14 protein-coding genes are annotated in these 14,364 nt (G+C 50.4%); 2 read left to right on the top strand and 12 right to left on the bottom strand.

Annotation, left to right across the window (positions count from 1 at the left end; genetic code table 11):
- Nucleotides 1-13: 13 nt before the first annotated feature.
- Both aroA and DNK57_RS07280 read right to left on the bottom strand, forming a co-directional pair.
- On the bottom strand, nucleotides 14-1,273 hold the full coding sequence (gene aroA, locus DNK57_RS07285; RefSeq protein ID WP_192962282.1) for a 3-phosphoshikimate 1-carboxyvinyltransferase: 1,260 nt from the start codon (nucleotides 1,271-1,273) through the stop codon (nucleotides 14-16).
- Nucleotides 1,274-1,302: 29 nt separating this feature from the next.
- Nucleotides 1,303-3,936, bottom strand: coding sequence for a valine--tRNA ligase (locus tag DNK57_RS07280; protein WP_192962281.1), 2,634 nt, complete (start codon nucleotides 3,934-3,936; stop codon nucleotides 1,303-1,305).
- 141 nt (nucleotides 3,937-4,077) lie between these two features.
- Here DNK57_RS07280 and DNK57_RS07275 point away from each other — a divergent pair, with 141 nt between their 5' ends.
- Nucleotides 4,078-4,437: a hypothetical protein gene (locus tag DNK57_RS07275; RefSeq protein ID WP_192962280.1), complete on the top strand. Its 360-nt coding sequence runs from the start codon at nucleotides 4,078-4,080 to the stop codon at nucleotides 4,435-4,437.
- Between the two features lie 65 nt (nucleotides 4,438-4,502).
- Here the strand turns inward: DNK57_RS07275 and DNK57_RS07270 are convergent, their stop codons facing one another.
- A complete protein-coding gene (locus tag DNK57_RS07270) occupies nucleotides 4,503-5,333 on the bottom strand; it encodes a hypothetical protein (RefSeq protein ID WP_226891161.1) in 831 nt (276 codons plus the stop codon).
- A gap of 378 nt (nucleotides 5,334-5,711) precedes the next feature.
- Here DNK57_RS07270 and pheT point away from each other — a divergent pair, with 378 nt between their 5' ends.
- Nucleotides 5,712-7,367, top strand: a complete 1,656-nt coding sequence (pheT, locus tag DNK57_RS07265; protein ID WP_192962279.1) for a phenylalanine--tRNA ligase subunit beta — start codon at nucleotides 5,712-5,714, stop codon at nucleotides 7,365-7,367.
- A 15-nt stretch (nucleotides 7,368-7,382) separates the two neighbouring features.
- On the opposite strand, the gene DNK57_RS07260 is transcribed toward pheT, so the two are convergent.
- From DNK57_RS07260 to DNK57_RS07220, 9 genes are all read right to left on the bottom strand, one after another.
- Nucleotides 7,383-7,796, bottom strand: coding sequence for a secondary thiamine-phosphate synthase enzyme YjbQ (locus DNK57_RS07260; RefSeq protein WP_226891160.1), 414 nt, complete (start codon nucleotides 7,794-7,796; stop codon nucleotides 7,383-7,385).
- Between the two features lie 247 nt (nucleotides 7,797-8,043).
- Nucleotides 8,044-9,171 (bottom strand): DUF362 domain-containing protein, encoded by a 1,128-nt coding sequence (locus tag DNK57_RS07255; RefSeq protein WP_192962277.1) that lies wholly within the window; start codon nucleotides 9,169-9,171, stop codon nucleotides 8,044-8,046.
- A gap of 41 nt (nucleotides 9,172-9,212) precedes the next feature.
- The gene (mch, locus tag DNK57_RS07250; protein ID WP_192962276.1) at nucleotides 9,213-10,175 is read right to left on the bottom strand and encodes a methenyltetrahydromethanopterin cyclohydrolase; all 963 of its coding nucleotides are present in this window, start codon (nucleotides 10,173-10,175) and stop codon (nucleotides 9,213-9,215) included.
- Entirely contained in the window at nucleotides 10,169-10,837 is a 669-nt protein-coding gene (locus DNK57_RS07245) for a thymidylate synthase (RefSeq protein WP_192962275.1), read from the bottom strand. The genes mch and DNK57_RS07245 overlap by 7 nt, the downstream gene beginning before the upstream one ends.
- An 11-nt stretch (nucleotides 10,838-10,848) precedes the next feature.
- The gene (locus tag DNK57_RS07240; protein WP_192962330.1) at nucleotides 10,849-11,775 is read right to left on the bottom strand and encodes a methionine synthase; all 927 of its coding nucleotides are present in this window, start codon (nucleotides 11,773-11,775) and stop codon (nucleotides 10,849-10,851) included.
- Nucleotides 11,776-11,785: 10 nt separating this feature from the next.
- Entirely contained in the window at nucleotides 11,786-12,091 is a 306-nt protein-coding gene (locus DNK57_RS07235) for a DUF1894 domain-containing protein (protein ID WP_192962274.1), read from the bottom strand.
- Nucleotides 12,088-12,561, bottom strand: a complete 474-nt coding sequence (locus DNK57_RS07230; RefSeq protein ID WP_192962273.1) for a DUF1890 domain-containing protein — start codon at nucleotides 12,559-12,561, stop codon at nucleotides 12,088-12,090. The genes DNK57_RS07235 and DNK57_RS07230 overlap by 4 nt, the downstream gene beginning before the upstream one ends.
- 51 nt (nucleotides 12,562-12,612) lie before the next feature.
- A complete protein-coding gene (locus tag DNK57_RS07225) occupies nucleotides 12,613-13,689 on the bottom strand; it encodes a hypothetical protein (RefSeq protein WP_192962272.1) in 1,077 nt (358 codons plus the stop codon).
- 109 nt (nucleotides 13,690-13,798) lie between these two features.
- Nucleotides 13,799-14,296 (bottom strand): GNAT family N-acetyltransferase, encoded by a 498-nt coding sequence (locus tag DNK57_RS07220; protein WP_226891158.1) that lies wholly within the window; start codon nucleotides 14,294-14,296, stop codon nucleotides 13,799-13,801.
- Nucleotides 14,297-14,364 lie beyond the last annotated feature (68 nt).

The following is a 14,364-nucleotide window of genomic DNA, read 5'->3' as shown; positions in this document are numbered from 1 at the left end:
TATTTTATATATTTTAGGATAACTTCATTCTGCAACCAATCTGCATCATTCTCTCTGGAAAATCCGGGAAGGATACCCTGAAAACCTCAGCATCCCTTATCCTTATACCCTCCCTGAGGCCTATGAGTGTGAAGGCCATTGCAAGTCTGTGGTCACCATGGGACCAGACCGTACCTCCACTAACACCGCCCTCTATGATCATGCCATCCGGGAGTTCGGTGACATCAACTCCAAGCCTTCTGAGTTCAGCTGCACATGTGCTTATCCTGTCTGTTTCCTTGTACCTCGCATGTTCAACACCAACTATCTCAGTATAGCCAGAAGCAAGGGCTCCGAGGACAGCCACCGTTGGCAGAAGGTCAGGGGCGTCGTGGAGGTTGACAGAGACCCCTGAAAGTTCACCTGTTGAGGATATCCTCACATTATCCTGGCCCATCCTCACCTCGGCCCCCATATCACTGATTATGTCCAGTATGATGCGGTCACCCTGCCTCGAATCACTGAAGAGGTTCTCTATCCTGACATCACCGCCTGCAGCAGCCACTGCCCCTGCAAGGTAGGATGCTGATGAGTAGTCACCCTCAACCGTGTAGTCTAATCCCCTGTAAACTGCTGGTTCAACCCTGAAGGTGCCTTCAGAATAATCAACGGGGACAGCGAACCTATCCATTACATCAACTGTCATGTCAACGTAGGGTCTTGATATGAAGTCGCCCTCCACCATCACTTCAACACCCTCTGTGAGGGGTGCTGCGATGAGGATGGATGATATGAACTGTGAACTGACATCCCCCCTGATGGATGTGCTGCCACCCCTTAAACCTCCCCTCACGATAACCGGTGGTAGCCCATTCATCCTTGAGGAAATTGCCTCGGCACCGAGTGGTTTCAGGGCATCAAGGAGTGGCTGCATTGGCCTTGTCCTGAGGGATTCATCCCCTGTGAGTACCGTGTAGTTTTCTGCAAGAGATGCCACTGAGGTCATGAGGCGGAGGGTTGTGCCAGAGTTCCCAAGATAGATAACGTCATCAGGGGTTTCAAGTTCCCCTCCGCTTCCATGGACGGTCCAGGTTTCACCCTCATCAATTCGGACTCCGAAGGCCCTGCAGGCGTTAAGGGATGATAGTGTGTCCTCTGCCACGAGGGGGTCCCTGATCTCTGATACCCCCTCTGCCAGTGCTGCGATTATGACTGCCCTGTGGGTGTAGCTCTTTGATGGGGGTGCCTTAACGGTTCCTTCAAGGTTCCCTGACCTTTCAACTGTGAGATACATACAAACACCTGCAGATACCCTCAAATGGATCAGCGCACTATCTCGATTATGACCTCTGGTTCGTCAAGGTTCAGAACATCAACCCTCTCCCCTGATGTTCCGATGACCTCCTTCCTGAAGCTTATGTGATCCATGGTGAGTTTCTTACCCTCAACCTCGATTTCACCGTCCATCTGGATCTCCTCGTAGACCTCCTGGGGATCAGCGCTTGTGAGCCAGGATATTATGGCGGGGGCATCGGATCTGAACTCTGGACCTATCCTCTCCATCCTTGGCTCCAGTTCCACGGCCCTCTCGGTTATCTCTGGTCTGCCAGCCACGAGGCTGATGTCACCTATGTTCATTGTACCGGCGATGTCATCCAGGAAGGGTTCTATCATCTCTGCGGATTCCTCATCGGTGTAGAGTGTGGCTGCTCTGAGTGGCGCGTTGAGGGGCATCTTGGATGATGACTTGAACCTCCTGATCTCCCCTATAATTTCGACTGCAAGGTCACCGCTCCTTTCTATTTCAGGGTCAGCGATTTCAGGTATGTGCTCTGGCCAGCCCCTCATGTGGATGGATCCATCCCCCACGTGCTGGTACACCTCCTCTGTGAAGTGGGGTGCCACGGGGGCCAGGAGCCTGAGGCATGTGTCGAGTACCCTCCTGAGGGTGTTCTGGGCTGCCATCTTTGACTCAGGATCCTCATCTGAGTATAGCCTGTATTTAACTGCCTCAATGTATTCATCGCAGAATTCATGCCAGACGAAGGTCTGGACGCGGTTAACTGCAGCTGCGAAGTTGTACTCCTCGAGGCTCTCTGTCACCTCTGCCACGAGGGTCATGAGCTTGGAGAGTATCCAGCGGTCCAGGGGTCTGGCTTCAACCTCCGGGTTCTCTTTGAGGTGTATGCTTATGAATCTGAAGGCGTTCCAGAATTTTCTCAGGAACTTGTAGCCGTACTTCACGTCCTTCCATGCGAAGGGAACATCTGATCCCGGCACACTGCCTGCAGCCCATAACCTGAGGGCGTCTGCACCGTAATCCTCCAGGACCTCCTCGGGTGCTATCACGTTTCCACGGGACTTGCTCATCTTGTGGCCGTCCTCTCCGAATACCATACCATTTATAACTATCTCGCTGAATGGTTTATCACCTGTGAGGGCCATGCATCGAAGTATTGTGTAGAAGGCCCAGGTACGGATTATGTCATGTCCCTGGGGTCTCAGATCGGCAGGGAAGAGTTCCCTGTAGGACTCATCTGGCCATCCTGCAACTGAGAGGGGTGATATTGAGCTGTCCATCCATGTGTCAAGGACGTCCTCCTCTCCTATGAATTCTGTGCTTCCGCATTCACATGTTATTCCTGGTTCATCCCTTGTGGGGTCTACTGGCAGCATCTCCTCATCTGCCACGTGGACCCTGCCACATTCACTGCAGTACCAGACAGGTATGGGTGTTGCGAATATCCTCTGACGTGATATGCACCAGTCCCAGTCCATTGAACCCGTCCAGTTGAGTAGCCTTGTCTTCATATGTTCAGGTACCCATTTCATCTCCTCTGCAGCTTCCCTCACCTGGGGTATTAGTTTCTTGACAGCAACAAACCACTGCTTCTTGACAAGGATCTCGATGGGTGTCTTGCACCTCCAGCAGGTTCCAACGTTCTGCTTGACAGGTTCCTTCTTTAACAGGAACCCTTCACGCTCAAGATCCTCCACTATCTTCTCCTTGCACTCTGCTATGGTAAGTCCCCTGTATTTACCTGCGGACTCTGTCATGTACCCCCTTTCATCTATCGCCTCTATCACGTCGAGGCCGTGCCGGTTGACCCAGCTCACGTCGGTTTTATCACCGAATGTGCACACCATAACTGCCCCTGTACCGAATTCAGGGTCCACTTCAGGGTCCTTTATGAGTTTAACCTTCTGTCCGAAGAGGGGCACCTCTATGAGTTTGTCCTCAAATTTCCTGAACCTGTCATCATCAGGGTGTACAACAACGGCCACACATGCAGCCATGAGCTCTGGCCTTGTTGTTGCTATTGTGATGTGTTCATCTGCACCCTCAACCGGGAACCGGACGTAGTTAAGGTTTGTCTCATTCTCAACGTATTCGACCTCTGCGAAGGCTATTGCAGTCTCACACCTCGGGCACCAGTTCACAGGGTGCACTCCCTGGTATATGAGTCCATCCTGGTACATGCGGAGGAATGATAGCTGGGTCCTCCTCATGTACTCCGGGGTCATGGTTACGAATTCATGGTTCCAGTCCTGGCTGAAGCCGAGGCGCTGCATCTGCTCCTTCATCATCCTTATGTTTTCCTGTGTGAGTTCAACGCAGAGGCGCCTGAATTCTTCACGTGAAACATCACTCTTCTTGATGTTATGTGTCTCCTCGACCTTGACCTCAGTTGGGAGGCCGTGGCAATCCCATCCCTGTGGGAAGAGAACATCAAAGCCCCTCATCCTCTTGAAACGGGCTATTATGTCCATGTAGACCCAGTTGAGCACGTGGCCCATGTGTATTGAGCCTGTGGGGTAGGGTGGTGGTGTGTCTATAATGTACCTTGGCTTTGTCCCTGACCCTATGAAGCGGTATATGTCCTCTTCCTGCCATTTTTTCTGCCATTTAACCTCGTTTTTATGGTTGTAATCCTTTGGGATCTGATTATCGGTCATCTTATTCTCTCCCTGATAGAAGCTGTGATTAGTGCTCGGTAGTTATAGATAATATTCACTACCCAATCTTTATAAAGATGTTTGAATACTCTAACCTTGTAGGAGAATTAAGGGAAGCAAGTTCTCATATGGTGAATATCGATGGAGTTAATCTGGTTCTACATAGCACTCTTCCTTGCAATAAGTGATGAGATACATACAAAGATACTCTGGAATGTGTTCTTTGACTTCTACATACTCCTGGCGGGGATCCTCAAGGAGACCTTCTCATCGAATATACAGCTCTGGCTGGTCCATGAGTGCCTGGAGGCCCTCTTCCACTTCCTGATCCTATCGGCTGTGTTTTTATCCCTCGAGGTAGGGTTCCTTGCCGCCACAATACACCTGGTTGTTGACCTGTACCACCAGGTTAGCGGGGTTGATCATGGCTGGCTGTACCACAGGGCGCTGCACTTCACAGTTGAATCCCTCTTCTTTATAATGATATTCTCAGCAGCATAGCTAAGTTATTTAAAGCATGATAATAAATTAAAAAGGATAATATGGGGTTTATGATGTTCATTTAATCATTTGGCCATTCTTGCAAGGGTTACAGCCCCAAGGAAACTTGTCCTGGGTATCCGTGGAATTGATGATGCCCTGACATAATTTCCAAGGAACAGAAGGTTATCCGGCCTTCCCCTGTATCTCCCTATGAGTCTTCCCCCATCAAAGGTTACATGGACCTTCACGGATGTTGAGTTTCCTCCTGATGTCTCATAGACCAGTATGTTGCGTCTGTTAAAACCCCACCTGTCTGTTCCGGCCGCATAAACCGCTGCCTTCACAGGGTCCCTGCTCCAGCAGGAATAGTAGCCCCTTCTGTAGTATGAAGGACTGTTCGGGACATTAATGTATTCGCCGCTCTTCAACCTGAACACCGAAAGCCTTGAATATCCTCTCCGGTAAATTGAGACTCCCGTCTGTCCTCCAGGACCCCTTATAACGAAGTGGCCAAGTCCCAGTCTCCTCACAAGGCTGTGGGCCCTCTTCATGTCACTGTAGGTCACATTACCATGGCGTATAATGTCGCCGCCAATGGACTCAAGGGCCCGGTTTATCCATACAACGTCGGGACCCCCTGAGCCCATCATCCAGCCCCCCTCAGAGATTACTGTGTGGAAGAAGTAACCGTTGGTGGTCTTGTATTCCTTGAGGGTATCCCTGCCATTCCATGCCGTCCTCTGGATGTTGAGGCGGGCTGCGTAGGTCGAATCCCTCCGGTAGGCGAAGACCGCGCATGTATCATTTACGTTCACGATGACTGAACAGCAACCATATGATGTCTTGACATGTGAATGGTTAGCTGTGGATCCCCATCTGCTCCATGTCTGATTTTCAGGTGCCGCTGAAACCATTCCAGGGGAGAGTGCAAGAAAAATCAGAACAGCAACCCCCCAGTATTTATTTATTAATACACCCCACATTTAAAAAATCATCTCCAAAATTAATATGATTTTAGAGGTATATGTAACTATGGTTACACACCATACCAGAACCACACCTCCTCAATGACCAGGAAAAAAACCAGTGATAGGCAACCATCAGAACCTAATGATCAGAAAAAAGCCTTCCTCCAGAACCCCCCATGGAGACCATCGAGAGGGTGGAAGTCCTCCGCAATCATCAGAAAAGGTTTTCCTCCCTGAACCTCCGAAGAATACTGATGGTGGCGGTTAATTATTTATTTGATACCCATGATAACATTGAAACATCACATTTACTGGAGGATCACCATGCCTGTTATAACGTTCGATTATGATGACCTGAAGGAACTGGGCATTGATATTGACAGGGAGAAGCTCCTTGATGTTCTGCCGATGATGGGAAGCGATATAGAGGACTTTGATGATGAGAGCATTAAGGTTGAGTTCTTCCCCAACCGTCCTGACCTGCTCTCGGTTGAGGGTGTTGCAAGGAGCCTCCGGGGATTCCTTGGGATTGAAAAGGGTATGCCCTCCTATGATGTCCATGACTCCGGGGTGGAGGTCACAGTCGATGAGTCTGTACTGGATGTGAGGCCCTACCTTGGAATGGCAGTCATAGAGGATGTCAGTTTCACAGATAAAAAACTTAAGCAGGTGATGGAGTTCCAGGAGGACCTCCACTGGGTCATAGGCAGGGACCGGAGGAAGGTGGCCATAGGCATCCATGACCTTGACCAGGTGGAGCCACCCTTCCTTTACAGTGGCGTTGAACCGGAGGGGGTCACATTCACACCCCTTGACAGCCTTTGTGAGATGACACCCCACGAGATACTTGAGGAGCACCCCAAGGGTGTCAGTTACGCCCACCTCCTCAGGGACCATGACCGCTACCCCCTGATAACAGATAAGAAGGGGGACGTCCTATCCATGCCACCCATAATAAATGGGGAACTCACCAAGTTAACCGTTAAAACCAGAAGGATACTCGTGGATGTCACAGGAACCGATGAGAGGGCCGTCAACCAGGCCCTGAATATCATCTGCACATCCTTTGCAGAGGCGGGTGGAAGGATAGGCTCAGTAAGGGTTAAGCGCCCCGACGGGGAGCTGCACCTACCCGACCTCAGACCGGGTGAGATGAGGGTATCTGTCTCAGAGGCCTCAAGGATAACAGGAATTGAACTTGATGCAGATGAGGTCATGGATCTCCTCATGAAGGCCCGGATGGACGCCCGGCTGATCTCAGATGATGAGGTGGTTGCTGTTATACCCCCATACCGGGTGGATATACTCCATGAGGTTGACCTTATTGAGAACATAGCTGTGCAGCACTGCATCGGGAGGATTGAACCCGAACTTCCTGATATAGCGACCATTGCAGAGGAGGACAGCTGGAGCCGTGCAGACGCATTTATAAGGGAGGTCATGGTGGGCCTTGGATTCCAGGAGGTTATGAGCCTCATGTTAACCAGTGAGGAGAGTCACTACCATAGGATGAGACTTGAGGAGGATGAGAGGGTTGAGGTTGCCCAGCCCATCTCCCAGGACAGGACCATGATCCGCAAGAGCCTCCTTAATGGTCTCCTTGAATTCTTTGAGGACAACAAGCATGAGGACCTGCCCCAGAAGATATTCGAGGTCGGGGATGTGGTGTACATTGACCCTGAATCTGAGACCCGAACCAGGGTCGTGAAGAAGCTTGCATGCGCCGTCACACATTCCAGTGCAGGTTTCACCGAGATGAAGTCCATTGCAGCGGCTGTGGTTGAGAATCTAGGGTACAAGTTCAGGATAGAACCCCTTGAACACCCGTCCTTCATTGATGGAAGGTGTGCGGCCATAGAATCTGAGGGCAAATCCTCAGCTATAAGAGGATTCTTCGGTGAGGTCCACCCAGAGGTTGTAACAAACTTCAACCTGGAATACCCTGTCATTGCCCTTGAAATCGAATTTAAAGAGAAATAAATGGAAAGGGAACTTTCAGGGTTTCCCAGCCACTGAAACCCTTATCCTCCTGTTTCTGGGTCCGTCGAATTCTGCGAAGAATATGCTCTGCCAGGTCCCAAGGTCCATTGATCCATTGATGACCGGAACTGTCTGACTTCCCCCGAGGAGGACGGCCCTCAGATGGGAGTCTGCATTGTTGTCGATGATGTTGTGTCCATAGGATGCATCCACCGGCACTGCACCCTCAAGCATGGATTCAATGTCGCTGAGGAGTCTGCTTTCATTTTCATTTATGAATATCGCTGATGTTGAATGCCTTGAGAAGACGTTCAGTATCCCGTTCCTTATCCCTGAGGACTCAAGAACACCTGTAACCATGGAGGTTATGTCAATGAGTTCAACCCTTCTTGAGGTCCTCATGGGGAGTTCCTGTGTATAGACTTCCATGAAAACACCATATTCCATTTATGTACCTCATTTAAATAAAAACTTCGCCCAGAAAAGCAGGGTTTTGAGGATATACTGCCAGGATGCTGGAGGCTTTGAGCTGGATGGTTGAGGAAGACATGCCTAACTTCAGCCATTCCACAGTAACCTGGAAAGGCCACTGGAAGAAAGACAGACCAGCCTATTTCAGGACCCCTGAAGGAAGAACTTAAACTGCCTGATGCAAAGACAAGAAAGACAAACCAGCCTATTTCAGGACCCTTGAAAAGAGGCTCGTGAACCTGTACATGAGGCTCCTGTCCTGATAGAATGCTGCGTGGGGACATACCTCCATGCAGCAGAGACAGTTGATGCAGCGGGAATAATCGAATTCCGGTATAACTGCCCCTGCCTTCAGGGCCTCAACCGGGCAGCTCTCAACACAGACGCCGCAGTTCCTGCACCTCTCAGAATCTATGGCTGGCCTGGACCACCAGAGCTTCATGATGGCACGTGCAAGGGCAGATGGTAGGAGGTCAAGGGTGTAATAGATGTTTGATGGCCACCTGAAGTCATCCACCCTTTCAGGTTCATAACCTGCAATTTCAAGTTCACCTGGATCCGGGGCGAGTCCCTCCATCCTGGCGGCCTCATTGACCGGGACCCTGAAGGGGTCCATCCCCAGTAGCCACGGGATGTATACGTCAAGTGCGATTGCATCCTCTGATGCCAGAAGGATCCCAAGGTCCCTGGGGTCTCCCCCCGATGGACCGTTCCCCTCCATCCCGACCACACCATCAACCAGGGTGAGGGATGGTTCTGTGAGAAGGTAGATTTCAAGGAGCCTCCTGGCAAACTCGGATGGTCTGGGGTGCTCCCTGTGGTAATCTGCCTTCCTGAATCCAGGAACTGCACCGTACATGTTCTTAACGGCACAGGTGAATATGGTCATGCTGTGGGTCTTCAGCTTGGGGAGGTTAACGACAAGGTCACTGTCCACAACCGGCCTTGAAATAGGATACCCTGAACCCATGATGTAGGACCCCGAGGCCTCAAAATTCACGGCTTCAATATCCAGTCGCCTGCACACGTCAAGTATTCCAGTGACCCTCCAGAATCTCTCTATGTTCCTGAATGAACCGCCAGGACTGTCCCCTATGGATACCTCAGCCCCAATGTCCAGAAACACCTCTGCCACGGCCTCGATGACTGCGGGGTGGGTTGTGACGTGCCTCTCTGGTGGTGCCGCCATGAGCATGTTGGGTTTGAGTAGAACCCTGTCCCCCCGGGAGGCGAACCTCCGGGCTCCACCCAGAAGTTCAATACACTCATCGACCGATTCCCTTACCTCCTCAGGGTCATAGGAACGGCACCCTGCTACCGCTATCCTTGTCATTTTTCAGGTGCTCCAGAAAAAATAGAAGTGTTCAGGGATGTTTAAAGTCCGAAGGATTTCATGAGTAGCTCTTCATTGACAAATCCTGCCCTGAAGACTTCACCTGTCCTCAGGTCATTTATAACGACCTCTGCAGGTGCAAACATTCCCTTGTCTATCTTGTAGAAGTCGTAGTCGGCCTCCCTGAAGATGTCATAGAAGGGTTTACCATAGCCCTCAGAGGCCGAGGATGGTAGGTTCTCTGCCAGGGATTTTATGTCATCTCCTTCCTCAGATTCTATGTAGTAGTAGGTTCTTCCACCGAAGAGGACCGCGTCATTGGTTTTACCCATGGCCTTGAGGCTGTCAGGGTCAACCGGGGCTATCGGAGCTATACCCGCAGCATATCTGACCTTGTTAACATCGAAGTGGAGTGCCTCCAGCATCTTGTAGGTACCATTCTCGACTACACGACCTGAAATCTGTATTGAACCAACCAGGGAGGATGTTGGGGCAACCAGGACGTAGACGTTCTCTGCTGCCACATCACACTCCTCTGCAATCATGTCTGTGACATCCTCACCGGGAAGCTTGTCTGCCTCAAGGGTGAGTATTGCAATATCTGCATCATCCCTGTATCCTATCTCCTCATAGGTCTCTGCGGGTTTCAGTGAGAGGGCCCTTGCAGGTCCAGAGCCCAGTGCAAAGAAGTCACCCACACTGACAGACCATCCAGCCTTCTGGGCTCCAAGTGTTGATACTGCCGGGAAGTCTGTTTTTATCTTAACGGATGGAAGTGCGAACCTCTCTGAAAGGTCGCCGGGTATGGAGATCCCCACATCTGCAAGTCCTCCGAGGCAGACCCCTGTGTAGAGTTCACCCGCCTTGATGCTTCCGTCAACGTTAACTCCGCAGTCGATGACTGTTGAACCATTTTCAAGTTTATCAACATTTATTTTAAGGTCGTCTGCCCTTTCAATCATTCTGTCGACTATCTTCTTTGCCTCAAGGTTTACACTTACCATTTGATCACCTCTTCTGCTTCTTTAAAGTTAACCTCATATATATGAGCGCTAATGGAGTGGATGGTTATGTGACCCACTTCAACACCCACCTCTGATGCGACGTGATCTGCAAGGTATGCCAGGCCCACCGCATTGGGGAACCATGCACCGTAGATGTCATGACTTCGCCACAGTGCCGTTGTGAAGAGCCTCCCATCCCTTATCTTGAAGTCAACCAGGATCATGCAGGGGACCTCATCACTCTCGGTGTCCTCAGGAGGATCCCAGGTTACCATGGTGGCCCTCCTTGATTCCGTGCAGTTTTTAAGTCTCCCTATGGCCTCATTCACCTGGTCCACACCGAAGTGGGCCCTCAGCCGGTTACCATAGGTGTAGACAAAGCCCTTTCGGTCTCTGGAGAGGAACTGTTCAGAGTACTTCTCAAGTTTTTCGCCGCTCCAGAAGTAGCCCTCAGGTACCTTTATGTTGAGCAGTGAGCCCCTCCTGATATGGTAGAAGTCATCTGATTTACCGAGGGGCTCCTTTATGGTTACAACGGTGTTCATGACCTCCCTTGTAAGGGATCCCCTTTCGTCCCTTATCTCCCTACCATCACGCATTATCTTCTCAACCAGTTTCTTCCATCCATCTGCAATTTCACTGACTTCTATACTGTAGGCCATCATGAACACCCTCAATTACCTGCTGCCATAACCATGTTGCGGAGTTTACTGAAGGCTGCCTCCCTTGGGAGTTTTCTCATTCCACAGTCAGGGTCGATGTAGAGGTTCTCCTCTCCAACTATATCAGCACCCCTTTTAATAAGGTTTCTTATCTCCTCGATGGACTCAACCCTGTCTGTTGTGGTATCAACACATCCGAATCCTATCCCCTTATCACCCCGCCATTTCTCCTCGAGGACCTCCAGGTTGGAGGGTCTCCCCGCGAATTCAAGGTCCAGCACATCAACCCTAAACCTGAGGAGATCAGAGAGGACGTCCCTTATGTCCCCGCAGACATGCAGGGATACCTCAACTTCGAGATCGGCTGCAATGTAATCTATGGCCCTCTCAGCTGTTTTAATATCCACAATTCCGGTTGAGAGGAATGGTTCATCTATCTGTATCATTGCAGCACCTGCATCCTGAAGGTGCTGAGCCTCTATTTTAAGAGCCCCTGCCATGTCCATGACGGCCCGGTCCCTCCTCATGGGGTCGTAGAATCCCTCTATCCTGGATGCGTGGACCATGGTTGATGGTCCCGTTATTATTCCCTTAACACCCCTTGATTCGTCATCTGTGAGGTTCCTTAAAATCCTCTGCGCATATCTGAGGTCATCTGCACCTATGGAACCTGCAGGTGGTGTTATCCTCGAGTATATGATTGATGTGCCGTCCTCGACCCTCATGCCCCCGATTGCCGCTGCGAAGTGTCCCACCATGTCGCCCCGGACCTGTCCATCAGATATTATATCAACTCCCGCCCGGACCTGGTCCCTCACAGCAGCCTCTATGGCCGGTCTGTAGCTATCGTAGGACCCTAAAAAACTCATTAAACGTTCACCCAGTGTCTCAGGACCCCTGGGGTCTGCAGGGTAGCTTCCAACGACTGTTGTGATCACAACATCACCCTCAGGGCTCTGCAAGTTCAAGGATTCTCTTTATCTCCTCTGGATCAACCGGTAGCTCAACCACTGCTGTCCCGTAGCATGGCTTGGTGTATGGTATCATGACGGTTGATCTTTCCTCATCGATACCTATGGGTACGGGTGGTATGCCGATTATCCTTGCGCCAAGGATCTTCTCACCGGGCTTTATGTGGACGACCCTCCGTGCCTTCTTTTCTATCATTGCTGCACATTCCCTGAAACCAGCCCTCTTCATGTGGACCTCATAGTCCCCTGACTGCTGCAGATAGGTCTCAAGGCAGAATGTCATGGTCTCTCCTCCATGAACCTGTCTATCCTCACCCGCAGGGGTGCCGGGTTGTGGTGTGCCCTTGCAGCTATGATCTCTGCGTCAAGGTTCTCCATTATCTCATTAACGAGTTCCTCAAGAACATCCACATCCCTGTCAAATACTACTGCCAGGGTTTCCGTATTCAGTATCCCTGCAAAGGTAACAAGGTATGCTGCAGCAGCATCGTTGGGTACAAAGCCCGTGAGAAATTCGTAGTCGCCCTCAGATAACTCGTTGAGGCAGGATTCAAGGTCCACCATTTCATCGGTGTATATGCCCTCAGGGTCCGCGACCTGGACAAGCCGTAGTGCGGCTGGATTGGCTGTCACCGTAACCCTGAAGCCCTTCCTTTTGAGTTTATGTGATGTGTATATTGCCAGAGGGATCTGCACCGGCGATTCCGGGCATCCCAGCACCATTAAAGCCTTCCCTGTTGATTCAGTTTTCATGAATTATCTCCCCCACATCATTGGGTTCTTGATTATCAGAAGAGGGCCATCCTACTCCTTCACCCCGACGGAGTTTGCAAATATGAGTGCGCTGAGGAAGATGAAGGTAAGGAGGGCTGTCCCGTTTATTGTCCTGTTTATCACGAAGAGTCCTATTATGGCCTGTGACATGAAGGCTGCGAGGGCCCCGGTCAGCAGCACCTCCCTTCCAAGGTAGCTTCTTGAGCCATTTTCACGCATTTCGCGGTATATGCGTAGCACCTTTAAACCCATTATAATGATACCCGCACACCAGATCAGGAGGAAGAACAGTGTAATGTATCCAAAGTCATAGGCCCACCCAAATACTCCTGGCACCATGTAATCTATCACGTCCTTCTTGTTAACCAGTATCCCATAGAAGACCGGGAAGGGCAGGCCAAAGAAGAGTATGAGCTGAAGTGGAAGTGAAATGTATCCATCGCCAAATCCGGTTGATAGTTCACCCCAGTAGGACGACATTGGATTGTGGCCAAGGAGGGTGGTGTTCTTGAGGACAAGTTTGATGCTCGGCAGCGAAAAGGTTTCAAGTCTCTCTATACGGAGAAGAGGGCTTAGAACAGGCATCTGGAGTATCCTTGATAGTAACTCGAGGCCCCCGAATCCTGCCAGTGCAAGTAATGTGAAGCCTGCGACCCGCTTAACTGTGATGATGGACCTCTGTCTCATGGACTTTGATATTATGAAAAGTCCTATAACAAGGCCCAGAAGCCATAGAAGAAGGAATGACCTGTGCATAAGACCCCCAAAGATTGTTATACCCGCCATGAGCAGGTAAACAAAGCCTCTGAGACCCCTCACATCAACCCCGGATTCCTCCATGATTGCAAGGGCTGCAAGAGAGGACACTGACACGAGTAGTGCTATGGGGCCAAAGGGGTGGGTGAATTCGCTCTGACCGAATGATATGAAGAGCGCAACCACGTCCAGGCCGAAGATTATGTTGAATCCGATTCCGAGGACTATGCAGATGAACAGAATCATACTAAGGGATAGGGGTGCAAGGTTGAGCAGAAAAACCATTGCTGCGTAGAGTATTATACCAACCTCAATTATTAACTGAAGGTGGTTCTGTGCTATAAGGGCCAATTTAATCCTCCCGGGTGTTTATGACTGGGACTGCAGACATGTTCAGGGCGAAAATCCGGGCCCTGAAGCCACAGGTATATGGGGTTGCAACTAGATCATATATTGCGGGTTATCTTAAAAAGTTTTTCTGGCCATGGATGGATTTTCGGAAGACAACCATGTCCTCTCCGGGACCATTATAGTCTGCTAAAGCCACTACAGGGCCAGCATCAACTGTTTTACCCTCTTCAACTGGTCTGAAACCGTTTTTAAGGTAGAACCTTATTGCGCGGTGGTTTGATGGTTTTGTGATTAGGTATATCTCCCTCGCACCCATCCCCCTCACGGTTACTGTGAAACTCTCAAGAAGCCGCCTGGCAGTCCCCCTTCCTCGTAGGGATGGTGAAACACAGAGGAGGTGGATGTATGCCTCGGAGGGGTTATCCTGTGATATGAAGCCCAGGAGGAAACCCATGATTTCATCCCCATCTTCAGCCACAAAGGATGTCGTGCTGAAGAACCGGGTGAATATATGGTAGATGGAGTTTCTCTCTGTGACCATGGGCGGACATTCATATGCCAGTTCAGCTATTGCCAGGAAGTCCTCCTCCCGGACGTTCCTCACCATCACATGAATCACCATATTAAGTATCCATGGAATATTTAATAAGGTTAAGTTTAAATATTAAAAGGCTT

Source organism: Methanothermobacter thermautotrophicus (genome assembly GCF_014889545.1).
Classification (GTDB): domain Archaea; phylum Methanobacteriota; class Methanobacteria; order Methanobacteriales; family Methanothermobacteraceae; genus Methanothermobacter; species Methanothermobacter thermautotrophicus_A.
Note: the sequence above shows the minus strand (reverse complement) of the source record. Positions and strands in the feature narration are given on the sequence as shown.

What these genes read in the sequence shown, in the direction of transcription:
- DNK57_RS07280 (WP_192962281.1), bottom strand. Translation starts at nt 3,936, where the DNA reads ATGACCGATAATCAGATCCCAAAGGATTACAACCATAAAAACGAGGTT.
- DNK57_RS07220 (WP_226891158.1), bottom strand. Translation starts at nt 14,296, where the DNA reads ATGGTGAGGAACGTCCGGGAGGAGGACTTCCTGGCAATAGCTGAACTG.
- DNK57_RS07255 (WP_192962277.1), bottom strand. Translation starts at nt 9,171, where the DNA reads ATGACAAGGATAGCGGTAGCAGGGTGCCGTTCCTATGACCCTGAGGAG.
- aroA (WP_192962282.1), bottom strand. Translation starts at nt 1,273, where the DNA reads ATGTATCTCACAGTTGAAAGGTCAGGGAACCTTGAAGGAACCGTTAAG.
- DNK57_RS07270 (WP_226891161.1), bottom strand. Translation starts at nt 5,333, where the DNA reads ATGGTTTCAGCGGCACCTGAAAATCAGACATGGAGCAGATGGGGATCC.
- pheT (WP_192962279.1), top strand. Translation starts at nt 5,712, where the DNA reads ATGCCTGTTATAACGTTCGATTATGATGACCTGAAGGAACTGGGCATT.
- DNK57_RS07275 (WP_192962280.1), top strand. Translation starts at nt 4,078, where the DNA reads ATGGAGTTAATCTGGTTCTACATAGCACTCTTCCTTGCAATAAGTGAT.
- DNK57_RS07245 (WP_192962275.1), bottom strand. Translation starts at nt 10,837, where the DNA reads ATGGCCTACAGTATAGAAGTCAGTGAAATTGCAGATGGATGGAAGAAA.
- DNK57_RS07235 (WP_192962274.1), bottom strand. Translation starts at nt 12,091, where the DNA reads ATGACATTCTGCCTTGAGACCTATCTGCAGCAGTCAGGGGACTATGAG.
- mch (WP_192962276.1), bottom strand. Translation starts at nt 10,175, where the DNA reads ATGGTAAGTGTAAACCTTGAGGCAAAGAAGATAGTCGACAGAATGATT.
- DNK57_RS07260 (WP_226891160.1), bottom strand. Translation starts at nt 7,796, where the DNA reads ATGGAAGTCTATACACAGGAACTCCCCATGAGGACCTCAAGAAGGGTT.
- DNK57_RS07230 (WP_192962273.1), bottom strand. Translation starts at nt 12,561, where the DNA reads ATGAAAACTGAATCAACAGGGAAGGCTTTAATGGTGCTGGGATGCCCG.